This window comes from Streptomyces sp. RB17, assembly GCF_009604455.1.
In the GTDB taxonomy this organism is placed as follows: domain Bacteria; phylum Actinomycetota; class Actinomycetes; order Streptomycetales; family Streptomycetaceae; genus Streptomyces.
The window spans coordinates 1034789-1057980 of record NZ_WEGL01000002.1; the positions used below are offsets into that span (position 1 = coordinate 1034789).

Here is a 23192-nt window from a genome sequence, read left to right on the forward strand (position 1 = left end):
GTGCGTACGTTCCGCAACGGCCGCTCCCGGCGCTCCAACCCGACTGCTCCCAGCCCCGATCACCCCCATCGAGGAGCCCAGCATGCGCGGAAGCCCCAGATCGCTCGCGTCGCTCCTGGCCGTCGTCGGCCTGGTCCTGGGCGCGTTGCTCGGCCTGCCCGGACCGTCACAGGCCGCGGGTTCGCTGCCCTGTGACATCTACGCAGCCGCAGGCACCCCCTGCGTGGCCGCGCACAGCACGGTGCGCGCGCTCTTCTCCGCCTACGACGGCCCGCTGTACCGGGTCACCCGCGCCTCCGACGGTGCCGGCGCCGACATCGGGCTGCTGTCCTCGGGCGGTTACGCCGACGCCGGCCGGCAGGACACGTTCTGCGCGGACACCACGTGCGCCATCACGAAGATCTACGACCAGACCTCCCGGCACAACGACCTCACCCCGGGCCCGGCGGGCACGTCCGGCATGGGCGCGGACCGGGGCGCGGACGCCTCTGAGATCGCCGTCACGGCCGGCGGACACAAGGTGTACGGCGTGTGGATCTCGCCCGGCGTCGGCTACCGGTACACGGGCGCCGCCTCAGGTGTCGCCGTGAACGGACACCCGGAGGGCGCCTACATGGTGGCCAGCGGCACCCACGTGGGCTCCGCCTGCTGCTTCGACTACGGCAACGCCGAGAGCACACCGGCCGACACCGGCAACGGCCACATGGACGCCGTCAGCCTCGCGACCACCTGCTACTTCGCACCGTGCACCGGGTCCGGGCCCTGGGTCGAGGCCGACCTGGAGAACGGCATGTTCCAGGGCGACAACGGCTCCAACACCGCCAACCGGGGCAACGGCAGCACCTTCGTCACCGCCGTGCTGAAGAACGACGGGCAGACGCGGTACGCGCTCAAGGGCGGTGACGCGCAGTCGGGCGGGCTCACCACCTGGTGGAACGGCGCCCTGCCCACGCGCGGCGGCTACCAGCCCATGCACCAGGAGGGCGGCATCATCCTCGGCACGGGCGGTGACAACAGCAACTGGAACATGGGCACGTTCTTCGAGGGCGTGATGGTCTCCGGCTACCCGAGCGACGCCGCCGAGAACGCCGTCCAGGCGAACATCGCCACCGTGGGCTACTCCGGCGAGACCGACGTCCCCAACGGCCCCCAGGGCACCGTCACCGGCCCCGGCGGCAAATGCGTCGACGTCGCCGCCGACGACACCGGCACCAATGGGGCGGCCGTACAGCTGTGGGACTGCCAGTCGTGGGCGGAGGACCAGCACTGGAGTCACTTCGCCGACGGGAGCCTGCGGACGCTGGGCCGGTGTCTGGACGTCAATGGCGACGGAATGGCGAACGGTACGCAGGTGGAGTTGTGGGACTGCAATGGTGTGGGTGGGCAGAAGTGGGTGCAGCAGGGTGACGGTTCGCTGCTGAATCCTCAGTCGGGGCGGTGCCTGGACTCGCCCAGCGGTGCGACGGCCAACGGCACGCGGCTGCAGATCTGGGACTGCAACGGCTCGGCGGCCCAGAAGTTCTCGGTCGACGGCGGTGCCCCGATCGCCGGACCGGGCGGCAAGTGTGTCGACGTCGCCGCCGACGACACCGGCACCAATGGGGCGGCCGTGCAGCTGTGGGACTGCCAGTCGTGGGCGGTCGACCAGCACTGGAGTCACTTCGGCGACGGGAGCCTGCGGACGCTGGGCCGGTGTCTGGACGTCAATGGCGATGGGACGGCGAACGGTACGCAGGTGGAGTTGTGGGACTGCAATGGTGTGGGTGGGCAGAAGTGGGTGCAGCAGGGTGACGGTTCGCTGCTGAATCCTCAGTCGGGGCGGTGCCTGGACTCGCCCAGCGGTGCGACGGCCAACGGCACGCGGCTGCAGATCTGGGACTGCAACGGCTCGGCGGCGCAGAGGTTCCGGCTGAGCTGACGTCGCGGCAGGTGTGAAGCCGCCTGCCGCGGGTCAGACGACGTCCTCTTCCTCCGGGACCACGACCTTGTCGATCATCCCCTGGATCTGCTCGGCCGGCAGCGCCACCGCCATCGCCCAGTAGTAGACGACGAGGCTGAACACGGCCGTGACCCCGATGTCCCACCACAGCGGGAACCAGGGGTGCTTGAGCGGACCGAAGTCGCTGAGGTAGACGATGAGCCCCATGCCCACCAGGTAGACCGGCAGCCATTGCGCGGCGCGCAGGTCGAGCTGGGGGGTGATGGGGTTCATCTTGAACACCCGGTTCGCGATCAGGATGACGTAGCCGATCAGGATGGCGACGCCGAGCTTCCAGTCGGTGGTCCAACCCGACCACAGGATCAGCAGGTTGGCGACGATGAAGGCCAGCGGTGACATCACCCGTCCGCCGGGCAGCCGGTAGGGGCGCTGGGCCTCGGGCAGCCGGTTGCGGAACACCCCGAAGGACAGCGGCGCACCGGCATACATCAGCACGCTCGCGCTGGTGATCAGGCCGACCAGGGAACGCCAGCTGGGGAACGGCAGGAAGCAGATGCAGCCGATCACGAAGGCGGTGATCAGCCCGACCCAGGGAACACCGCGCCGGTTGGTGTTCTCGAAGGCGCTGGGTACATAGCCGTTGCGGCTCAGACCGTAGGAGACCCGCGATGAGCCGGTGATGTAGATCAGGCCCGTGCCGCCGGGGGAGATCACGGCGTCGAGATAGAGGACCGTGGCCAGCCAGCCCAGGCTGATGAGCGTGGCGACCTGGGCGAACGGCCCGCTCAGCGCGGTGAAGGCGGAGTTGGCCCAGTGGCTGCCGATCTGGGAGGCGGGCAGCGCGGCCAGGAAGGTGACCTGCAGCAGGATGTAGATCAGGATGCCGAGCAGGATCGACCCGATCACCGCCCGCGGGATGTCCCGCTTGGGGTTGGCGCTCTCACCGGCGAGCTGGTCGGCCTGCTCGAAGCCCAGCAGCGCGAAGATGATGCCGCTGGTGGAGACGGCGGACAGGATGCCCTTGGCGCCGTAGGGGTTGAAGCCGTCGGCCGCGGTGAAGTTGCTCGAGTGGAACTGGGCGATGGCGAACACGAAGATGGTCAGCAGGGGGATGCCGACCTTCCACCAGGTCGCCGCGCTGTTGGTGCGGGCCAGCAGCCGGATGCTGAGGAAGTTGACGGCCGTGATGACCGCCATCAGGCCGACCGCGACGGCGATACCGGGCGGGGTCAGGACGTGCTCGCCGCCCTTGACCTTCTCCCAGCCGCTCGCCCAGGAGTAGTGCTGGCCGTACGTGATCATCGCCAGCACCTCGATGGGCGCCACCGTGGCCGCCTGCAGCCAGGAGAACCAGCCGAACGACGCACCGGCGGCGCCGCCGAAGGCGTAGTGCGGGAAGCGTGCGGTGCCACCCGAGACCGGGTACATGCCGCCGAGTTCCGCGTGCACCAGCGCCAGGATCAGGATCGCCACGCCGCCGATGGCCCAGGAGATGATCGCCGCCGGTCCTGCGGCCGCCAGGGCACCCTGTGCACCGAACAGCCACCCGGATCCGATGATCGACCCCTCCGAGGCCCAGATGAGGCCGACGAAGCCGATCTCGCGCCGAAGGCCGGGCTTGTGGGTCTTCGGGCCGGGCGTTGCTTCGGACACAGCCATGTGTCCACCCCCTCGATAGGGTGATATGCATCACTATCGTGCCACGCTGACGCGGTCATGGCGCTCAGCGTGCACGCACCGGTTTCTGACGCGGCTGCGCCCGCCGGCCGAGCAGCCGCGCTCCTCGGTCAACTCGAGCTGGGGCGCGGTCCGGCCGGTGGGGCTCCGGCGACCGCTGCACGGTAGAGGGCCTCGGTGGCGGTGCCGAAGTAGGCGCTGTAGGAGACCTGCGGGGTGTTGCCGCCGGTGTGATACCCGCCGATCACTCCGACGACCGCCCATCCACCGGGCCAGGGCACGAGCATGGGGCCACCGCTGGTGCCGCCCACGAAGGCGTCGCAGGCGATGCGCGGGAACGTGCCCGGGTCGGCCGGGTCGTCGCTGTCCCACCGGGTGGTCCAGCTCCAGCACTCCAGGGGCTTCTCGGCCCCCGCCGGGTAGCCGATCATCCGTACCGGGGCGTGGTAGTAGCCGGTCCCGGTCAGCAGCCGCACTCCTGCGCCGACCGCGTCCTCCAGGCGTGTTCCGTCCTGGGCGGGGTCGGTGACCGCGAAGGCGAAGTCGTAGGCGGCGCCCGCGTGTTCACCCAGGTCGTAGTACTGCTGCGGGACGTAGACCCCGTCGGTGCGCACTGCGTAGATCCCGAACGGTTTGAGGCCGTCGTGGTACTGCGGGACGAAGGCCAGATGCCGCTTGGGCGAGGTGCCCGCGTAGCCCTTCAGACAGTGGCCGGCGCTCAGGACCATGTCGCGGCCGGGGCTGTGCACGACGGAGCCGCTGCAGGTCCGGCCGGTACCGGTGGCGTCCGTCCAGAAGAAGGTGCCGGCCTGGGGGATGCCGTCGAAGCTCCTGCTGGGCGGGATGTACTCGCCGGGCCGGGGACCGTCCACGGCGGGGGACGCTCCGGTCGCCGCCGCACCGGTGCCGATGCCCGGGAGGAAATCGGCGGGCAGCGCGGCCTCCATGCGGGCCGGCGTCCAGTAGGTGTCGAGCTGCTCGGCGAGCGGGTTCGGGTCCGCCGTGGGGGTGCCGACGGGTCTTGTGGTGCTGTCGGGGGACGCCGTGGTGGTGTCTGGGAACGCTGTGGTGCTGGCGGGCGCCGGGGTGTGTGGGGGCGTCCTGGTGGTCTCGGCGGATGCCGTGGTGGTGAGGCCGGCACCGAGCAGAAGGGCTGCCGCCCAGCCGGCGGCGTATCGCGCGATCCTGGTCCCGGGCTCCATCAGATCCCCTCAGAGCGGACGCAAGTGACGGCCCACCATAAGCCCCGGGCGCCGGGCGGCACAGCGTTCGCGGCCGTACCGGGCGCACCGGAGGCGGACAACTTCCCCCGGTGCGCGCACACGTGCCGTTCCGTCAGGTCGCCGGGCGAAGCGGGGGTACGGTCGGCACCTCGTCGGTGTTCGCGAGGTCGGCCACGGTCAGCCGGAAGCCGCCGGGATAGTCCTCACGCCGGGTGCGCCGGGCGGGTTCGCTGGTGCGCCACATGTACAGGCAGCGCGGGCACTGCAGCACGTCCCAGATCCCGGGGACGGGGGAGGCGTGGACGTGCTCGATCACTTGGTGCGCGCAGCGCGGACAGCCGGGGTGGGTGGGTTCGGCCATGTCGGGTCTCCTTGCCGGGGTGTGGGGAGGGGGAGTGGGCGGTCAGCGGCGGGCGGCGAGGGCCTGCAGCCGGGTGAGCCATGCGGCCGTCTCGGGCAGGTCGCGGACCGGGTTGCCGTAGGTGCCGCGGCGGTCGGGGGCGACGGGCGTCGTGGCGTCGATGACGAGCTTGTCCACGATGCCCGGGGTCTGTGCCTGCGGCGCCAGTTCGACGACCGGGAGATGGGGGACGGTGACCAGGTCTCCGGCAGGGTTCATCTTCGTCGACAGCGCCCACATCACCTGTGGCAGATTGAACGGGTCGACGTCCTCGTCCACCACGATCACCGTGGTCGCGTAACCGAGCCCGTGCGGCGTCGTCAGGACCCGCAGTCCCACCGCCTTGGCGAAGCCGCCGTACCGCTTCTTCGTCGAGACGATGACGACCAGTCCGTGCGTGTACGAGGCGTTGACCGCCTGCACCTCCGGGAAGTCCGCCTTCAGCTGCTTGAACAGCGGCACACTTGTGTTCGCCGCTATGAGGTAGTCGCACTCGGTCCATGGCATCCCGAGATAGAGGTGCTCGAAGACCGGGTCGGTGCGGTACGAGATCCGGTCGACGCGGATCACCGGCATGCTGCGCCCGCCCGAGTAATGGCCCGTGAACTCGCCGAACGGCCCCTCGATCTCACGCGTGCGCCCCTCGATGACCCCTTCGATCACCACCTCGCTGCCCCACGGCACGGGCAGCCCGGTCAGGGGCGCCCGGGCGATCGGGGCGGGCGCTCCGCGCAGGGCGCCGGCCAGACCGTACTCGTTCTCCTCGTACTTCATCGGGGTGGACGCGGCGATGGTGATCGCCGGGTCGTTGCCGAGGGTGATGGCCACGGGCAGGTCCTCGCCCCGCTCCTCGGCCGTCTTCAGATGCAGGGCGATGTCGTGCATCGGCACGGGCTGGATCGCGAGCCTGCGCCGGCCCTTGACCTCGATGCGGTAGATGCCGAGGTTCTGCTTGCCGCTGTGCTCGGGGTCGTCGGGGTCCTTCGAGACGACCGCGGCCTTGTCGATGTAGAAGCCCCCGTCACCGTCGTTGAGCCTGATGAGGGGCAACACCCGGAAGATGTCGGCGTCTTCGCCCTCAAGGGTGTTCTGAGCCCACGGCGGGTTGTCGCGCCACTCGGGCTCGACCGGGAACGCCTCCCAGCGGCGGGCGAACTCGGCGACCTGCTCCTTGGCGCCGGTCTCCTTCGGCAGGTCGAGAGCGAGCGCGTGGTTGGCCCATGAACCATGGACGTTCATCGCGATGCGCGCGTTCGTGAACCCCTTGACGTTGTCGAAGAACAGGGCCGGGGCCGCGTCTCCGAGGCGCGGAGCGGCATTCGCGGCGGCGGCGATGTCGGGCTCGGGCAGCACCTCCTCGGCGACGTGGAGAAGCTGACCCTCCTTGTCGAGCACGTCGAGAAAGCCACGCAGATCGTCGTACGGCATGGGGAAGTCCTTTCGCGGGGAAGTCTGGCAATGGGAGGAGAGGCGCGGCGGCCGGGTGTCGTCCGGAGCCGGGGCGTGGGAGGGTGCCGGGGGCCTCGGTCCGAAGGGATGAGAGGGCGCCGCGGCGTCAGCCGGTCGGCCGCAGGGCGCGGGCCGCCCGCATGCCCTCCCACCGTCCGGCCGAGGGCGCGGGCAGGTCGAACTGGTCGAGGATGCGCGTGACGACATGGTCGACGATGTCGTCCACCGACTGCGGATGGTTGTAGAACGCCGGCATCGGCGGCACCAACTGCACCCCCTTGCGGGCGAGTTCGAGCATGTTCTCCAGATGGATCTCGCTCAGCGGTGTCTCGCGGGGGACGAGGACCAGGCGGCGACGCTCCTTGAGCACCACGTCCGCGGCCCGTCCCACCAGTCCGTCGGCGTACCCGGCGCGGATACCGGCGACGGTCTTCATCGAGCACGGCACGACGATCATGCCGTCGGTCCGGAACGAACCCGACGAGATGGCCGCCCCCTGGTCCTCCGGCGCATAGCTGACATCGGCCAGCGCCGTGACCTCGGAGACCGTGAGACCGGTCTCCAGCTCGATGGTGGTCCGCGCCCAGCGACTGAGCACCAGGTGCGTCTCCACCTCCGCGAGCGTCGCCAGCCTCTCCAGCAGCCGGACGCCGAACACGGCCCCCGTCGCTCCCGTCATGCCCACGATCAATCGCACAGGAATCGGCTCCTTCGGTTCGTCCGACGCTGGGGTGCGCAACCATTTCGGTCACCGCACTATCGACGCTAAGGGCGCCTTGCGAGACCATCGGCGTATCCTGACGACAGACCATGGACAAAAACGGACAGCCGCGCCCCACCGACCGGACCGAGGTCACCCCCGTCCCCTACCGCGCCGCCGCCGGTGCCCCGCCCGGCGCGGAGGTCTTCGATCTCTCCGCCCTGCCCGGTCGTGCCCACGGCCATGGCCTCGATCCGTACGCGGCCAAGCGCCCCGCCTTCCACGAGCTGATCGCGGTGCGCGGCGGTCGGCTGCGTTGCTCCCTCGACTTCGACGCGTGCGAGATGACCGCGGGCGACTGGCTGTGGGTACGGCCCGGCCAGGTGCACCAGTACGCCTCCGACCTCGCCGCGGCCGAAGGTGTCGTCGTGCTGTTCACGCCCGGGTTCCTCACCCCTGCGACCGTGGAGGCCGCGCGGGTCGACCAGCCCGTCTGGCGGACACCCCTGACCCCGACGGACCCGGACGCGGCGGCCCTGGACGCCGTGCTCCAGCTGCTGCGGAGCGAGTACCGACGGCTCGCCGACCTGCCGCTGGAGATCCAGATCGACGTCGTACGACACCTCCTGTCGGTCCTCGTGCTCCGGCTGTCCCACGCACAGGGCGTACGCGAGACGGCCGGAGCCGGCAACGAGGCGTTCCGGCGCTTCCAGCGCGCCGTCGAGCGTGACTTCGCCCGGACCCACCGTGTCGAGGACTACGCCCACACGCTCGGTTACAGCGTCCGGACCCTGACCCGGGCCACCCGCTCGGCGGCCGGTACCGGAGCGAAGGCCTTCATCGACGACCGGATCCTGCTGGAGGCACGGCGGCTGCTGTGGCACACCGACCTGACGGCAGCCGCCGTCGGTGACCGCCTCGGCTTCCCCGACGCCACCGTGTTCACCAGGTTCTTCCGGCGGGGCACCGGGGAGGCACCCGCCGCCTTCCGGGCACGGGCCCGGGGGACGAATGAGGCGCGACCCACGGGGTAGACGCCCGTACCGGCCGAGGGACGGTCGCAGGGCCTACCGGCACCGGCCCCACCGGCATCGCCCTACCGGAAGGAAAAGGCCATGAAGCAGCTGATACGGAACGCGGGCGCGGCCGGCGCTGCCACCGTGATGGCCGCGGGCGCGCTCCTCGCCGGCGTCGGACCCGCGGCCGCCGCTCCCGGAGCCACCGGACACACGGCCGTCGGCGCAACGGCGGTGCCCGCCGGCCACGCCGGGCATCACCACCGCGGTCTGCAGTGCATCGACCCATGGGTCGCCGGCCAGCTGGCGATGTTCGACCCTGCCGCCCGGCATCGCCTGGCCGTGTTCGACCCGTGGGTCAAGGACCAGCTGGCGCGCTACGAATCTCCCTCCTGCTAGCCCTGTGACGCGCTCCCGCCCCCGCGCCCGCTCTCTTCCCGGCGGCGCCGCGGTCACTTCACGAACACCATGTCCGGGTACTTCGGAGACGGTCCCTCCAGCAGCCTGCCGCTGCGGCCGCGCAGCCAGTGATCGAAGTAGGCGGAGACATAGGCCTCGTTCGTGTGTATCGCGGTGGCCGGGTCGATGGTGCCGATGTCGTCGGTCCGCTCGCAGGGCCGCAGATGCAGCTGGGGCACGAGCGCTTCCGCGTCGGTGAACGAGCCGTGCTCGGAGCCGCGCAGGGTGAGCTGACGGTTCCACCCCGGGGTGTGGGCGCGGAACGCCTCCCAGCCGGGGCCGGTGTCCGTGTCGCCGTCCTTGCCCAGGAGCAGGAACGGCCGGTCGAGGCCATGCCGGGCGACGGGTATGAGCGAGCCGTCGAGGTACGTCAGGTTGCCGTCCATGTCGATGCCCGCGGTGATCCGGGGGTCGGCGTCCATCGCCAGCGCGGCGGTCGTACCGCCCATCGAATGGCCGAACATGCCCACCTCGGCCGGATCCAGCGTGCCGGCCAGGCCCCCCGGAAGCGGCTGTCCGTCCGCGTCGGGATTCCGGCCGCTGTTCAGTGCCTGGAGCTGGTCCAGGACGAAGCTGGTGTCGGTGACGCGGACGGCCAGTGCCTCGCGCAGGTACGCATCCGCCGCGTCGCGAGTCGAGGGTGGCGGCGGCATGGTGGCGAGCGAGCCGTCCGGGAACTGGACCTCGGGCGACTCGTAGGTATTGTCGATGGTGACGACCGCGTAGCCACGGCCGGCCAGACCGGCCGCCAACGTCGTGCCCCAGGTGCGCGGTTCACCTAGGCCCGGGGAATAGAGCACCACCGGAAGCCGCCCGCCCCGCCCGGCGGCCACGGGAGCGCCCCGGGTCACGTGGGTGAGGGTACGGGCCCAGTCCGCCCGGCCGGGCGGGACGTGCAGCCCGAGGTAGCCGTTCGCTGTGACGCCGTCGAAGTGGTCGGCCGCCGCGGGCAGCATGTACGGGGCCGCCGGACGGCCGGCCGTGCGCGTCGTGGGGTAGTACAGGCTGACCATCAGCTCGCGCCGGCCCTGCCCGGGGTGCCAGGGGTCGGGTCGAGAACGGTCGACCAGGTGCATGTCCACCTCCCCGACCCGGAACCGGCCGCCCGGGACGGGAAGGGAGAGAGGAGGAGCGGACGGCGGGTTCGGGACGGTGGTGGCCGGGGTGGTAACCGCCGGGGCGGTGCGGGTGGACGGGGCGGGGCGGGTGGCCGCGGTGGCGGGCAGAGCCGCAGTCAGCGTCAACAGCGCGGCGACGGCGCAGGCGGCGAGCACTCGTCGCCGGGTGATCCCGCGAGGAGTGGGCCGGGCGCCCCTGCGAGGCTTGGGCGGGAGATCGTTCGTCATGGATCAAGCCTGACGGCCCGTCGGCTCCCCGCACATCGGGGGAAGTCCCCCATCTTCCCCTTCGGGGTATCCGTAGGGGCTGCGCGCTTCACCTGCCGTCGATGCGGTCGAGCAGCGTCCGGGCCTCGGCCGTGCGGTAATGGTCCGGGCCGAACGCGGCCCGGCAGGCGTCGTGGGCGGCCATGGCCCGGATGCGGGCCTCGGCAGCGCGCCCCAGCCCCAAAAGCGCGGTGGCGACGGCCAGTTCGACGGCTGAGGATTCCGTGCGGGAGAGCTCCACGGGTATTTTGCGGCACAGCGCGCCGGCGCGCTCCGCTTCGGCAAGAGCCTCTTCGTGGCGGCCCTGGCCGTTGAGGCTGCGGGCCAGGCCGAGTTGCAGGACCAGGGCCATCCGGCTCGGTGCGCGGTGCGTGTCGAGGGCCTCGCGGGCGAGCGCCTCGGCCTCCTCGTGGCGGCCCTGCTTGTTGAGGGCGAAGATCAGTCCATTGCGGGCGGCCCCCGCTATGAGGGGCATCTCCGGCCCCACACCGCGGCCGGCGATCCGGGCGACAGCCGCGCACTCCGCCTCGCATTCGGCATACCGGCCGAGTGTGAGCAGCGTCTGCGCGCGGTCCGAGCGGAGTTTGAGCGTCTGCGGATGCTCGGCACCGAAGCTCCTGCCGAACACCGGCAGGAGTTCGTCGTACGTGGCCAGGGCATCGGCATGGCGGCCCTGGGCGCTCATCGCGAGCGCGGAGAGGCTCAGTGCCAGCGGTGCGAAGGAATCGAGGCGGAGCACCGACCGGGCCTCGGCGACGGCGCGGGCCTCGGCCTCCGCCTCGGCGTAGCGCCCGTCCTTCAAGAGGCTCATGGCCTGCGCCAAGGGCGATGTCTCGGGCTTTCCCGCATCGTTTCGGCCGCGTGACCGGAAGATTTTCATGCCGGGAGCATACGGATGCCTCGCACGCGGGCTTCAGGAAGCGCCCCCAGTGCGCAGCGGCCCACGTCGTGGCTCGCCTCCCTCATTTTCCGGGCCTGTGGTCGGGGCGTTCGGCGCCCAGGCCTTTGATCAGGAACCCCACCAGCCGGCGTGCGTCGTACCGGGGATCGCTCTCCGCGCCGATGCAGAGGTTCCCGACACCCCGCATGAGTTCGTAGGCCTGCAGGCCGGAGGTGATCTCGCCGGCGGCGGACGCGGCCTCGAGCAGCTGATCGCAGACGGGGACGAGCCGGTCGAGGAAATAGGCGTGCAGCGTGTCGAAGCCGGCGGTGTCGGACTTCAGTACGCCGGCGAGTCCGTGCTTGGTGACCAGGAAGTCCACGAAGAGGTCGATCCACCGCCCGAGTGCGGCGCGGGCGGTGGCACTTGTCTCCAGCAGGCCGGGCCCGGTCTCGGCCAGGCTCTCCACCTGGTGCCGGTAGACGGCGATGATGAGATCCGCTCGCGTCGGGAAGTGGCGGTAGATCGTTCCCACCCCGACGCCGGCTCGGGCCGCGATGTCGCGCACCGGCGCGTCCACACCCGACGTGACGAACACCGCCGCGGCCGCGTCGAGCAGCGTCTCCTTGTTACGCCGGGCGTCGCTCCGCTTCGACCGGGCCGCGCGTCCCGCCTCCTCGTCGCTGTCGTTCACAGTGCCGCTCCTTCCACAGCCGCCCTTGCTAAACGGAACAGGGTTCCGTATTGTCATTACCGGAACGATGTTCCGCTTACTCATGGTGTCAGAGGGCCGGGCCGACCGCCAAGCCGACCCGACCGGGCCAGGCCATCGCCGCGGCGTTCCTTCGCCTCCCGTGATCGGCCTCCGCGACACACCCCTTCTCGTCATCGGTTTCCACGACGCTTCCCACCCGCAGTGAGGAGACAAGTCATGCAGTACCGCACCTTGGGCCGCACCGGCGTGCAGGTCAGCTCCCTCGCGCTCGGCGCGATGAACTTCGGCCGGATCGGACGCACCACCCAGGACGAGGCCACGGCCATCGTCGACGCCGCTCTCGACGGCGGGATCAACCTCATCGACACCGCCGACATGTACGGCGACGGCGAGTCCGAGGAGATGGTCGGCAAGGCCATCGCGGGCCGCCGTGACGACATCGTGCTGGCGACGAAGGCCGCCATGCCCATGGGCGACGAGCGCAACCACCGGGGCGGTTCGCGCCGCTGGCTGGTCACCGCGCTGGACGACAGCCTGCGCCGCCTCGGTGTCGACCATGTCGACCTCTACCAGATCCACCGGTGGGACCCGAACACCAGCGATGAGGAGACGCTGTCGGCGCTGACCGACCTGCAACGTGCGGGAAAGATCCGCTACTTCGGCTCCTCGACCTTCCCGGCGTACCGCATCGTCCAGGCCCAGTGGGCCGCGCGTGAGCACCACCTGAGCCGTTACGTCACCGAACAGCCCAGCTACTCCGTCCTGCAGCGCGGGATCGAGAGTCATGTGCTGCCCGTGGCCGAGGAGTACGGGCTCGGTGTGCTCGTGTGGAGCCCGCTCGCCTCGGGCTGGCTGTCGGGCGCGGTCCGTGCGGGCCGGGACATCGCCACCAACCGCTCGGCGTCCATGCCGCAACGCTTCGACCTCGGCGTCCCCGCCAACAGGGCCAGGATCGAAGCCGTCGAGCGGCTGGCCAGGGTCGCCGACGAGGCCGGTCTCACGCTGATCCAGCTCGCGCTCGGTTTCGTGACCGCGCATCGCGCCGTGACCAGCGCGCTCGTCGGCCCCCGCACCCCGGACCACCTGCACGCCCAACTCGCCGCCGCCGACATCGTGTTGTCCGCCGACGTACTGGACGCCGTCGACGCGATCGTGGCCCCCGGTCTCGACCTGGCCCCCGAGGAGAAGCACGACACCCCGCCCGCGCTGCTCGACCCGGCACTGCGACGCCGGTGAGCGACGCATCCGCCACGGCGCTGTCCCGGACCACCGAGTTCCCTGCGTCGAAAGGAACAACAGTCATGCCGCACACGTCCCGGCCTCGCTTCGGAATCATGACCGCCCCCTCACAGGTCGACTACGACGACGTCCTGCGGGTCTGGCGCGAGGCGGACACGATCCCGGAGATCGAGCACGCCTGGTTGTTCGATCACCTCATGCCGATCTTCGGCGACGCGGACGGTCCGGCCTTCGAGGGCTGGACCCTGCTCTCGGCCCTCGCCGCCCACACCCGGCGACTGCGCATCGGCGTGCTCGTGACCAGCAACCGGTTCCGGCCGCCCGCGATGCTGGCCAAGATCGCCACGACCGTCGACATCGTCTCCGGCGGACGGCTCGACTTCGGGATCGGTGTCGGCTCACGTCCCGGCCATCCCCTGGCCCGCCGCGAGTACGAAGCACACGGCCTGCCCTTCCACGACTCCGCGCACGCCGTGGCGAGCCTCGCCGAAGCATGCACGGTGATCCGGCGGTTGTGGACGGAAGCCGAGCCCTTCGACTTCCACGGCACCCACCACCGCCTCACCGGAGCGTTCGGCAACCCCAAACCCGTCCAGCGCCCCCACCCGCCGATCCTCATCGGCGGCCGCTCGTCCGCCACGCTGCGCGTGGTCGCCGAGCACGCCGACCTGTGGAACATCCCCGGCGGCGGTGACATCGCCGACATCGCCGGCCGCAGCGCGCTGCTGGACCGCTACTGCACCGAGATCGGCCGTGACCCCGCCTCGGTCACCCGCTCGATCCACCTGCCCGTGTCCTACGACCGGCCCGGCAGCACCCGGCACGCGATCGGCGCGGCGGTCGACGCCGGCTTCCGGCACATCGTGCTCGGACTGCCGTCGCCGTACCCTGCCGGGGTCGCCCGGTGGGTCACCGACGAGCTCATCGGCCCGTCGGCCTGAGCCGAGCCGGCCCGGCGGCACCTCCGGCCGCTCCGCGTATGATCACCGGCAAGGCGGGGTCGTAGCACAGAGGTAGTGCGCCGCGACATCATCTCGGAGGGCGTTGGTTCGAATCCGACCGCCCCGCCCCTCTCAGCACCACGACGGACGACTCCGGCCCGCAAGAGCCGGGCGCCGAGGCGGCCGCCCGGCCCGGCCCCGCGTCAGGCCGGCCGGTCCCGGTCACTGTGCGGCAGGCCCCGGCGACTCACACGCTCCGACGCGCGTGCAGCAGGAACTCCTCGCGGTGCAGCGGGTTGTGGTCGGTCCGCCTGCGGGGTCGTGGCCGGGCGGGGGTGGCCGACGTCCGTCTCCAGGGCGCCCTCGCCGCCGGTGAGTTCGGGCAGCTCGGCTTCCAAGCCGTGCACGTGGTCCGCGGCGGGTACGTTGCCCTCGACGACGTACGCGTCCCCGGGCACAACGGGCGGGTGACCCAAGGCGCGGCGGCGGGCCAGGGCCGGTGATGCGACCGCGCAGTCGTCATCACACGGTTCGGGCACCCGTCGGCCGTACAGATCCCGCCGCAGCGTGGCATGGACCGTCTCCTCGACGGCGGGCATGTGGCCCAGTCGGAGCGAGCCGGGATCGACCAGCCGTCGCGCCACTTGCCCCCTATGATAGTTTCATATTCAACATCTGTACGGTGGTGGTCGGTCACCGCAGCCGGAGGAGCCAAGGTTGAGCAGTCCCGTCACGGCCGGCGCCACGCGGCGGATCTTCATCGACAAGCAGAGCCCCAAGGCGTACCACGCGTTGTTGCAGACGTCCGAGGCGGTCCGGGCGACCGCCGCCGAGGCCGGCCTGGACCGCACCCTGGTGGAGCTGGTCAACCTCCGCGTGTCGCAGATCAACGGCCGCGCCTATTGCCTGCACGTGCACACCCGCGCCGCGCTGCGGGCCGGCGACACCCCGGACCGTCTGGGCGTGCTCGCGGCCTGGCGCGAGACCGAGTTGTTCACGCCGGCCGAGCGGGCTGCGCTGGCGCTGGCCGAGGCGACCACGGCCGCTTCGGACGCCGCCGCTCAGGACGCCGCCTACGCGGTGGCGCGGGACGTGCTCACCGACGACCAGACAGCGGCGGTGATCTGGGTGGCCGTCACCATCAACGCCTTCAACCGGGTCTCGATCATGAGCAGGCATCCGGTGCGGCCGGAGCGGTGACGGCGCGCGACCGCGTTCAGGGCGCGGTCCGCGGGTGCTGGCCGATCGTCTCCAGCAGCCGGGCGACCAGGGGATTGCGGTCGTTCCCGCGCCATGCGACGGCGACCCGGGTACGAGCCGTGCCGGGAGCGATCCGGCGGAAAGCCACCCCTTTGAGCCGCATACGACGGATGCTCGCCGGTGCCACGGACACCCCCAGCCCCGTCTCCACCAGGGCGCACACCGTCTGCCACTCCACCGCGTGCTGCGAGATCCGGGGCGAGAACCCCGCCTCCTCGCACAGGCCGGTGATCCGGTCGTACAGCTGCGGGCCGACGGCGCGCGGCAGCAGGACGAACGGCTCGCCCGCCAACTGCGCGAGCGGCACCGTGCGCCGGGCGGCCAGCGGGTGCGCGGCCGGCAGCACCGCCACGAACGCCTCGCTGAGTACGGTCCTGAAGCCCAGCTCGGACATGTCGGCCGGGGGTTCCCGCAGCAGGCCGATGTCGATGGTCCTGTCGCGCAGGGCGTCGAGCTGCGGCGCCGTGGTCATCTCACGGATGTCGAGGGACGCGTCGGGAAAGCGCTGCCGGAAGTCGCGCAGCAGGCCCGGCAGCACGGTCAGGGCCAGTGAGGCCGCGAAGCCGATCCGCAGCCGCCCGGACCGGCCGCAGCCGGCGGCCCGCGCCGCGGCCAGCCCGTCGGCGAGCCCGGCCAGGGTCTGCCGGGCGGCCGGCAGCAGCGCACGGCCGGCCGGGGTGAGCCGCACGCGCCCCGGTTCACGGTCGAAGAGCGCGTACCCGACCTTCTCCTCCAGCCGGCGGATCTGCTGGCTCAACGGGGGCTGGGCGATGCCCAGACGGGCGGCGGCGTGACCGAAGTGCAGTTCCTCGGCGAGCACGACGAAGGCGTGCAGTTGCGGCAGCGGGAGTTCGGGGCGGTCCATATGCCCAGAGATATCAGTCGATGAAGAACTCTGTATTAGACGTATCGGCACTGGTCGCCTAGCGTTCCGCGCATGACAGAGCGACGTGCGATCCTCGGCGGCTCGACCTTCGAGGAACAGATCGGGTACGCCCGAGCCGTGGTCGACGGCGACTGGGTGCATGTGTCCGGCACCACCGGGTTCGACTACACCACCATGACGATCTCGGACGACGTCGTGGAGCAGGCCGAGCAGTGCCTGCGGACCATCGAGGCCGCTCTCACCGAGGCGAAGTGCACCTTCGCCGACGTGGTGCGGGTGCGCTATCTGCTGCCGGACCGCGCGGACTTCGAGCCCTGCTGGCCGGTGCTGCGCCGCTGCTTCGGCGCCGTCCGCCCGGCCGCCACCATGCTGCAGTGCGGCCTCGCCGACCCTCGCATGAAGATCGAGATCGAGGTGGACGCGCGCCGCCACGCGGATTGAGCCCGCCCGCGTCACGGCTGGGCCCACGACACATGATGCGGTCCGAGCGCACCGTTCAGTCCGTTTCCGCCCTCTGTCCGGCGGTGCCCGCCCGGTCCCGTGCGCGCTGCGCGGGGCGCAGGAACGCGGTCCACCCGCCCTCCGGCTTCTCGCCGACCTGGAGGCTGCGCAGCTTCGCCAGGATCTCGGGGTCCTGGGCCTCCAGCCAGTCGACGAACTGCCGGAAGGAGACCAGACGCACGTCCTCCCGGCCGGCGATCTGCCGGAGCGCCTCCTCGGCCGCGTCCATGTAGATGCCGCCGTTCCACTGCTCGAAGTGGTTGCCGATGAACAGCGGCGCCCGGTTCGTCTCGTAGGCCCGCTGGAACCCGGCCAGGTACGACTGTGTCGCCTGGGCCCGCCAGTAGGGGTAGTTGTACGAAGGTGCCCGCGTCGTGGTCTTGGACTGGTTCGCCAGCATGTTGTAGTCCATGGACAGCACCTCGAAGGTGTGCCCGGGAAAAGGGATGCTCTGCAGTGGCAGGTCCCAGATGCCGCCCCGCTTCCCCGGCCAGCGTTGCAGCCCGCCGGGCGAGGAGGCGTCGTAGCGCCAGCCGAGTTCCCGTGCGACCGGCAGCAGGTCCGCCTGGCCGAGCAGACACGGGGTGCGGCCGCCCACGAGTTCCTTGTCGTAGTCGAAGGGGAGCGACGGCTCGTCGTGCCAACCGGTGTGCGTACGCCATGACGTGACGAAGGCCCGCGCCTGTTCGATCTCCGAACGCCATTGTGCGGAGGTCCAGTTGGCCACCGATCCGGGGCCGGTGCAGAAGTGCCCGTTGAAGTGTGTGCCGATCTCGTGGCCCTCCAGCCAGGCCTGACGGACGTACTTCAGCGTCACCTTGAGGTGTTCGTCGGTGAGATAGCCGATGTCGGAGGCGCCGACCGGGTTGTTCGGCGGGTCGTAGAGCCGCTTCTTGTCCTCCGGCAGGAGGTAGAGGCCGGACAGGAAGAAGGTCATGTGCGCGCCGTGGTCGCGGGCGAGCTCCAGGAAGCGCGGAAACAGGCCGGTGCCCAACTCGCCGGCGCCGTCCCAGGAGAACACCACGAACTGCGGCGGGGTCTGGCCGGGTTCGAGGGGCAGGGGCGACGCCGGCTGGTGCGGCTGACGTCCGGTGTACGACGTCGAGCCATCGCCGATCAGCCGGACCGTCCGCGGCTCGTCCGGGCTCCCGGGGGAGCCGTCGCGTCCGCCCCCGCCACCGCATGCGGCGAACGACGCCGCGGCCACCCCGATGCCCGCGCCGAGACCGAGGCGTGCCACACCGCGGCGGCTGATCCCACTCATGGCCACCATCCCAACCCGCGCCCTGCCGCAACGCGTTGTGCGCACTCTCGGTCAAAACTCCTGTCGTTAGCACCATAAAGGTCATAAATATACAAACTGGTTAATCGGGTGCGGTGTGGCGTGCAAAGTGGCCGCAAAGCAGCGCCGACGTCACCCGCCCGGCTCATACGGCGCCCCGGGCGTCGTCCGTCACCTCGGCCACGCACTCGTCCGGGGGAGCGAAGGGCTCGGCTTCCTCGTCCGCCGCGAACTCGGCTTCCGCGAGCACCAGGCGTGGCCGGTGCGTCGTACTCGGCCGTCGACAGGTCCATGCCCATGACGAGCCCCTGCACGGTGCCGGGCGGGGCCGCCGGGACCTTCTGTGTGAGCTTCAACTCGACGGTGCCGCAGGGGGTTTCGATGCGACGAAGCCTCAGGCGGGTGCCGGGCAGATAGCGGACGACGATCACACGGGTGGCGGTCGCCGACGATGGCGCGGGCTGGGCGGCCGGCAGGAAGCGTCGCTCACGTTCGTTCTGCCGGCGGTCCGGCTTCAACCGGCCGTCCGCCCTCTGCCTGCGGTACATCCGTCCCGCCCCGTCGTCGCACCCGGGTAGCGCGGGTCGGTCCGTGGTGCATCAGCGGAACGCCGCCACGTTGCGCGCCGCCCACGCGGAGAAGGGGGCCGCGGGGCGCCCGAGCAGGCGTGCCACATCCGGGACCACCGCCTGCTCCTCCGGGGTGGGGGCGCCCAGGACGGCGAGGGTGCCTTCGGCGACGGCGGGCGGCATGAACCGGACCATCTGGGCGTGGGCCTCCTCGCGGCTCTGCTCCACGAAGGTCACCGGCTCCCCGAGTGCGGCCGCGATCGCCGCGGCACGCTGCCGCGGGGTGGTGGGCTCCGGGCCGGTCAGCGTGTACGTGACGCCGTCGTGTCCGTTCGCGCGCAGGACGGCCGCCGCCACCGCGGCGACGTCGTCCGGATCGACGAACGGCAGCGCCACATCGGCGAACGGCGCCGCCGCGCTGCGGTATCGGCGGATCGGCTCGGCCCAGGCCAGCGCGTTGGAGGCCAGTCCGCCCGAGCGCAGCACGGTGAACCGCAGCCCCGACTCGGCCACCGCCGTCTCGAAGCGAGCGGCGTGCGCGTACGTGTCCGGCCGGGTGCCCACGCCCTGCGAGGACAGCAGCACCACCTTGCCCGCCCCGGCCGCCGCGGCCTGGCTCAGGATGCCGGCCGGATCCTCTCCGGCCACGAGCAGGAACAGTGCCTTGGCGCCCTCCAGCGCGGGGGCGAGGCTCTGCGGTTCACCGAGATCGGCGGCGACCGCCCGCACGCCCGTCGGTACGTCCTCCTCGCCGATGTGCCGGGCGACGGCCGTCACCGTCTCCCCGGCCTGGATCAACGTCGCGACCAGGGCCCGTCCGACGTTCCCGGTGGCGCCCGTGACTACGATCATGGCAGCTCTCCTAGTGAGTTAGTTGACTAACTAAGTCAGAACCCTAGAGTGCCGCGCGGCTCGTTGTCTATCCTTAGTCAGGTGACTGACTCAGATTCCGCCGCCGCGGCCCCGTCCGCGCGGCCCGGCCGATCCGGCCGGGGCGGCAAGCGCGAACGCCTGGTGAAGGCGGCTGTCCAGGTCTTCCATGAGCAGGGTGTGGAGAAGACCACCCTCGGCGACATCGCCCGCGCCGCCGAGGTGCCGCTCGGCAACGTCTACTACTACTTCAAGACCAAGGACCAGCTGGTCGAAGCCGCGGTGGACGCCCACTGCGAGCAACTGGACGCGCTCACGGTCCAGCTGGACACACTCCCGGATCCGGCCGCCCGGCTGACGGCCCTCGTCGCCGGCTGGGTCGACCAGCGTGAGACCGCGGCCCGCTTCGGCTGTCCCTTCGGCACCCTCGCCACCGAGCTCGACAAGCGTGACGACGGTCTGGACCGGGCCGCCGCGCAGGTCATGCGGGCCCTGCTCGACTGGGTGGAGTCCCAGTTCGCCCAGCTCGGCCGTGCCGACGCCGCCGCCCTCGCCGTCGACCTCGTCGCGGCCTACCAGGGCATCTCCGTCCTCACCAACACCTTGCGCGACCCCGGCCTGATGGCCGCCCAGGGTGAACGCCTCCGGTCGTGGATCGCCGGCATCGCGCAGCGCCAGGCAAGCGGCAGAGCAGCGCACGCCGTCGGGGAGGCCTTTGTCGAGGAGGAGGACGTACGGCTGACGCGGCCGCGCTGACCGCGCCGCCCCTCTTCTCCTCGGCGCGCTCTGCCGCGGTTCAGGTCGCCAGGTGCCCTTCTTCCGCCGCCACCGGCAGCACGGTGATGTGCTGGACGGCCCGGCTGAGCACCACCACGCCCGTGACGATCAGCAGGGCGCCCACCGCCCCCGGGACCAGCCACCAGCCGGTGCGGATCCGTTCCTCGAACAGGGTCATGGCGAGCGTCAGGCTCACCACCGCGTCGCCGATCGTCAGCGCCGGCTGCGCCGCCACCAGCGGACCGGCCTGGAGCGCGTTCTCCAGCAGGATCACGGACCCGGCGCCGGCCAGTGCGAAGCCGTACGTCTGCCAGGACCGCAGGAACGCCGCGAAACCGTGGTCGGCGAAGGTGCCGCTGGCCGACTTCAGCAGGGCGGCGGTCAGCGCGTTGCCCGTGGCCGAGGCCGCGGCCAGCAGCGCGGCGCGCCGGGCCGGCGAGCTGTCCCGGCCGGACAGCAGCACCGCCGCTGCCATTCCGCCGAGGCAGAGGCACAGCGCCGGGATCCAGCGGCTGAGTGGTGCATGGTCGATGGCGCCGTGCGGCGCGGCGGCGACCAGCAGGACGGCGAGGCCTGCGACACAGCCGCCGACGCCCCACCAGCCCCAGGGGGGCAGCCGCCGGTGCATCAGTGGGGCGGCGACGAGCAGCGCGAAGGGAAGTTCCAGGATGAAGAGCGGCTGGACCAGCGCGAGCGGGCCGTTGACGAGGGCCAGGCTCTGGAACAGCGCGGCGCCGACCACACCGCACATGCCGATCACCCAGAAGGGGCGGCGCACCAGCTCCGCGAGCAGCCGCAGACCGCCGCGGTTGCTCGCCGACGCGGCCTTGCGCTGGAAGGCGGTGCCCACGGCGTTGCTCGCCGCGCCCGCGACGGCGAACGCCGCGGCCAGTTCGATCACGACCGTCTCCTGCCTGCGGGAGGCCTCCCGGAGGAGCTTCGGGTCTCTTCAGCCTACGGAAGGGGACGTCCGGACGCCGTTCGGTGACCCCCCGCCCCGGCGCACCGGTCGCCTGAGAGCCGGCCCCGCCCGGTGATCACCGGGCGGGGCCGGTCGGAGCGTTGGATCAGCTCAGGGTGAGGTCGTCGGCGTAGACCGCGCCCTGGCCGTACCAGCCGTGCACGTACACCGTCACGGTGCCCGAGGCGCCGGTCGTGAACGGGACCGTGAGTTTCGACCACGACGATGACGAGGCCCAGGTGCTGGCCGTCGCGCCTCCGCTGACGCCGAGGTAGGCGTACGGGCCCTGCACCCAGCCGCTCAGGGTGTAGGAGGTGTTGGGCTTCAGGGTCAGGGTCTGGGCGCACTGGCCGGTCTGCGCGGAGGTGGGCGCGGTCTTCAGCGCGTGGGATCCGCCGTGCGCGGGGGAGGAGACCACCGCGGCCCCGCTGTCACAGGTCCACGGCGCGAGCGAGCCGGTCTCGAAGTCGCCGTTGCCGAGGGCGGCCGTACCTCCGGACCCGTTGACCGTCAGGGTGAGCGTGGAGCCGTGCCGGGTCGAGCCCGCGGTGCCGGTGATCGTCAGGGGGTAGGTGCCGGGTGCCGTGCCGGAACCGGTCTTCACGGTGAGCGTGGAGCTGCCGCCCGCGGTGACCGAGGACGGGCTGAGGGAGGCGGTCACTCCGCTCGGCGCACCGCTCACCGTCAGACCGACCGTCTGTGCGCTGCCGGAGGTCACCGAGGTCTTCACCGTCGCGGTCGCGGTGCCGCCGGGGTCGACCGAGGCGATGGCGGGGGAGAGGGACACGGAGAAGTCGTTGGCCGGCGGGGTCGTCGTACCGCCGGTGAACGGCGCGAAGGTGTGCGTGAAGTACCAGGTGTCCTGGGCGATCCCCGAGCAGGTGTCGGATGCGCTGCCGCCGGGGCAGCCGCCGTTGTCGCGCTGGAGGGCCCAGAAGGAGAGGGTGTTGATGCCCTTGGCGGCCGCCCAGTCGTACACCGTGGTGGCGTCGGCGGTGGTGAAGGTCTCCGCCGGACCGTAGTCGTCCACGCCGGGCATCTCGATGACGCCGACCATGTTCCACAGTTGACTGTCCGACAGATTCGGGTAGAGCCCCGCCAGTTGGCCGTGCAGTCCGCTCGCGGCCGTCTCGGTGTCGGTGGCCATGTGGTGGGTGGCGCCGTCGTAGTAGTCGAACGTCATGATGTTGACGACATCGACCTTGGCCCCGGCGCTCTTCGCGCTGCGCAGTACGGCGAGGCCGCTGTCGGCGAGGCCGGTCGTCGTGGTCGGCAGGGTGTAGGAGAACTGCACCGAGCGGCCGTTCGCGGCGGCCCAGTCCTCGACCTTCTTGATGGCCTGGTTGCGGCGGTCGATGCCCGCGGTGTTGGTGAGGGAGTTGTCCTCGACGTCCATGTCGAGCCGGGAGACGTCGTAGGTGGTGATGATCTTCTCGTAGGCGGCGGCGATGGAGTCCACGTTCGTACAGCTGTCGGCGATCTCGGTGCCGCCGTTGTCCGCCGCGTAGCCGCCGAGGGAGGGGATCACGTCGCCGCCGCGCGAGCGGATGGTGCTGAAGTCGGCGCCGAAGACCGAGGAGTTGACGGGTGTGCTGGTGTCGCCGTTCCAGTACGGGGTGCAGGAGCCCTTCTTGTCGGTCTGCAGGAAGGCCATGGTCAGGTACTTGGCTCCGGAGGCCTGGGAGAGCGCGGCGGGGCTGTCGCCGTTGTAGGCCTCGAAGTAGGGCGCGAAGACATGCGCGGGCAGCGGGGTCGCCGCCTGCGCGGCGCCCCCTGCCCCGAGGGTGAGTCCCGCGGAGGCGGCCAGGGTGGCCAGGCCCGCGAGCAGGGCGCGTACGGGTCTCGGACGTGGCATGACTACTCCCGGATGACGAACGACAGGCCGGCGAGCGGGGGTCGGGCGGGGGTCGCGCGCGGTGTGCGGCCCGACGGGCCTAATGGTCTAGTCCATGATTGGTCTGGACCATCTGTCGGTCAAGGTGCGGGAGCGGGCTTTTACCGGTTCATGGGAGTCAATCGGCCCCACCAGTCGGCGAGTTGAGTATGTGTCGACCGGCGTCGGC

At 71.3% G+C, this 23192-nt stretch carries 22 protein-coding genes; 9 read left to right on the plus strand and 13 right to left on the minus strand.

Annotated elements, in window-relative coordinates:
• The first annotated feature begins 82 nt into the window (after nucleotides 1–82).
• Nucleotides 83–1918 carry an arabinofuranosidase catalytic domain-containing protein gene (locus tag SRB17_RS11640; RefSeq protein WP_153537388.1) on the plus strand — a complete coding sequence of 612 codons (1836 nt, stop codon included), beginning with the start codon at nucleotides 83–85 and terminating at the stop codon, nucleotides 1916–1918.
• 33 nt (nucleotides 1919–1951) lie between these two features.
• On the opposite strand, the gene SRB17_RS11645 is transcribed toward SRB17_RS11640, so the two are convergent.
• From SRB17_RS11645 to SRB17_RS11665, 5 genes are all read right to left on the minus strand, one after another.
• Nucleotides 1952–3598, minus strand: a complete 1647-nt coding sequence (locus SRB17_RS11645; protein WP_153537390.1) for an APC family permease — start codon at nucleotides 3596–3598, stop codon at nucleotides 1952–1954.
• Nucleotides 3599–3726: 128 nt separating this feature from the next.
• A complete protein-coding gene (locus tag SRB17_RS11650) occupies nucleotides 3727–4818 on the minus strand; it encodes a trypsin-like serine peptidase (RefSeq protein ID WP_153537392.1) in 1092 nt (363 codons plus the stop codon).
• A gap of 133 nt (nucleotides 4819–4951) precedes the next feature.
• Complete coding sequence (locus tag SRB17_RS11655; RefSeq protein WP_153537394.1) at nucleotides 4952–5200, minus strand: non-oxidative hydroxyarylic acid decarboxylases subunit D; 249 nt, start codon at nucleotides 5198–5200, stop codon at nucleotides 4952–4954.
• A 42-nt stretch (nucleotides 5201–5242) separates the two neighbouring features.
• Entirely contained in the window at nucleotides 5243–6667 is a 1425-nt protein-coding gene (locus SRB17_RS11660; protein ID WP_153537396.1) for a non-oxidative hydroxyarylic acid decarboxylases subunit C, read from the minus strand.
• A gap of 127 nt (nucleotides 6668–6794) precedes the next feature.
• Nucleotides 6795–7385 carry a non-oxidative hydroxyarylic acid decarboxylases subunit B gene (locus SRB17_RS11665; RefSeq protein WP_323375306.1) on the minus strand — a complete coding sequence of 197 codons (591 nt, stop codon included), beginning with the start codon at nucleotides 7383–7385 and terminating at the stop codon, nucleotides 6795–6797.
• Nucleotides 7386–7498: 113 nt separating this feature from the next.
• On the opposite strand from SRB17_RS11665, the gene SRB17_RS11670 reads away from it, so the two are divergent.
• Both SRB17_RS11670 and SRB17_RS11675 read left to right on the plus strand, forming a co-directional pair.
• The gene (locus SRB17_RS11670; protein ID WP_153537398.1) at nucleotides 7499–8422 is read left to right on the plus strand and encodes a helix-turn-helix domain-containing protein; all 924 of its coding nucleotides are present in this window, start codon (nucleotides 7499–7501) and stop codon (nucleotides 8420–8422) included.
• A gap of 81 nt (nucleotides 8423–8503) precedes the next feature.
• Complete coding sequence (locus tag SRB17_RS11675) at nucleotides 8504–8803, plus strand: hypothetical protein (protein WP_153537400.1); 300 nt, start codon at nucleotides 8504–8506, stop codon at nucleotides 8801–8803.
• 53 nt (nucleotides 8804–8856) lie between these two features.
• Here the strand turns inward: SRB17_RS11675 and SRB17_RS11680 are convergent, their stop codons facing one another.
• The 3 genes from SRB17_RS11680 to SRB17_RS11690 all read right to left on the minus strand — a co-directional run bounded on the left by SRB17_RS11680 (nucleotide 8857) and on the right by SRB17_RS11690 (nucleotide 11822).
• Nucleotides 8857–10209 (minus strand): alpha/beta hydrolase family protein, encoded by a 1353-nt coding sequence (locus SRB17_RS11680; protein ID WP_153537402.1) that lies wholly within the window; start codon nucleotides 10207–10209, stop codon nucleotides 8857–8859.
• Between the two features lie 88 nt (nucleotides 10210–10297).
• A complete protein-coding gene (locus SRB17_RS11685; RefSeq protein WP_323375307.1) occupies nucleotides 10298–11059 on the minus strand; it encodes a tetratricopeptide repeat protein in 762 nt (253 codons plus the stop codon).
• A gap of 151 nt (nucleotides 11060–11210) precedes the next feature.
• Nucleotides 11211–11822 carry a TetR/AcrR family transcriptional regulator gene (locus SRB17_RS11690; protein ID WP_323375308.1) on the minus strand — a complete coding sequence of 204 codons (612 nt, stop codon included), beginning with the start codon at nucleotides 11820–11822 and terminating at the stop codon, nucleotides 11211–11213.
• 237 nt (nucleotides 11823–12059) lie between these two features.
• On the opposite strand from SRB17_RS11690, the gene SRB17_RS11695 reads away from it, so the two are divergent.
• From SRB17_RS11695 to SRB17_RS11710, 4 genes are all read left to right on the plus strand, one after another.
• Nucleotides 12060–13079: an aldo/keto reductase gene (locus SRB17_RS11695; protein WP_153537408.1), complete on the plus strand. Its 1020-nt coding sequence runs from the start codon at nucleotides 12060–12062 to the stop codon at nucleotides 13077–13079.
• A gap of 65 nt (nucleotides 13080–13144) precedes the next feature.
• Complete coding sequence (locus tag SRB17_RS11700) at nucleotides 13145–14023, plus strand: LLM class flavin-dependent oxidoreductase (protein WP_153537410.1); 879 nt, start codon at nucleotides 13145–13147, stop codon at nucleotides 14021–14023.
• 335 nt (nucleotides 14024–14358) lie between these two features.
• Nucleotides 14359–14526, plus strand: a complete 168-nt coding sequence (locus tag SRB17_RS11705) for a hypothetical protein (RefSeq protein WP_153537412.1) — start codon at nucleotides 14359–14361, stop codon at nucleotides 14524–14526.
• A 214-nt stretch (nucleotides 14527–14740) separates the two neighbouring features.
• A complete protein-coding gene (locus SRB17_RS11710) occupies nucleotides 14741–15223 on the plus strand; it encodes a carboxymuconolactone decarboxylase family protein (RefSeq protein WP_153537414.1) in 483 nt (160 codons plus the stop codon).
• Nucleotides 15224–15239: 16 nt separating this feature from the next.
• On the opposite strand, the gene SRB17_RS11715 is transcribed toward SRB17_RS11710, so the two are convergent.
• Nucleotides 15240–16148: a LysR family transcriptional regulator gene (locus SRB17_RS11715; protein ID WP_153537416.1), complete on the minus strand. Its 909-nt coding sequence runs from the start codon at nucleotides 16146–16148 to the stop codon at nucleotides 15240–15242.
• 72 nt (nucleotides 16149–16220) lie between these two features.
• On the opposite strand from SRB17_RS11715, the gene SRB17_RS11720 reads away from it, so the two are divergent.
• Nucleotides 16221–16610 (plus strand): RidA family protein, encoded by a 390-nt coding sequence (locus SRB17_RS11720; protein WP_153537418.1) that lies wholly within the window; start codon nucleotides 16221–16223, stop codon nucleotides 16608–16610.
• A 55-nt stretch (nucleotides 16611–16665) separates the two neighbouring features.
• Here the strand turns inward: SRB17_RS11720 and SRB17_RS11725 are convergent, their stop codons facing one another.
• Together SRB17_RS11725 and SRB17_RS11730 are read right to left on the minus strand one after the other, a co-directional pair.
• Nucleotides 16666–17934 carry a hypothetical protein gene (locus SRB17_RS11725; protein WP_153537420.1) on the minus strand — a complete coding sequence of 423 codons (1269 nt, stop codon included), beginning with the start codon at nucleotides 17932–17934 and terminating at the stop codon, nucleotides 16666–16668.
• Nucleotides 17935–18551: 617 nt separating this feature from the next.
• Nucleotides 18552–19373 (minus strand): SDR family oxidoreductase, encoded by an 822-nt coding sequence (locus SRB17_RS11730; protein ID WP_153537422.1) that lies wholly within the window; start codon nucleotides 19371–19373, stop codon nucleotides 18552–18554.
• 81 nt (nucleotides 19374–19454) lie between these two features.
• Between SRB17_RS11730 and SRB17_RS11735 the strand changes: the two genes are divergently transcribed.
• A complete protein-coding gene (locus tag SRB17_RS11735; RefSeq protein WP_416237041.1) occupies nucleotides 19455–20147 on the plus strand; it encodes a TetR/AcrR family transcriptional regulator in 693 nt (230 codons plus the stop codon).
• A gap of 40 nt (nucleotides 20148–20187) precedes the next feature.
• Here the strand turns inward: SRB17_RS11735 and SRB17_RS11740 are convergent, their stop codons facing one another.
• Nucleotides 20188–21069: a DMT family transporter gene (locus tag SRB17_RS11740; RefSeq protein ID WP_323375309.1), complete on the minus strand. Its 882-nt coding sequence runs from the start codon at nucleotides 21067–21069 to the stop codon at nucleotides 20188–20190.
• Between the two features lie 166 nt (nucleotides 21070–21235).
• Nucleotides 21236–22984, minus strand: a complete 1749-nt coding sequence (locus tag SRB17_RS11745; protein WP_153537426.1) for a carbohydrate binding domain-containing protein — start codon at nucleotides 22982–22984, stop codon at nucleotides 21236–21238.
• Nucleotides 22985–23192 lie beyond the last annotated feature (208 nt).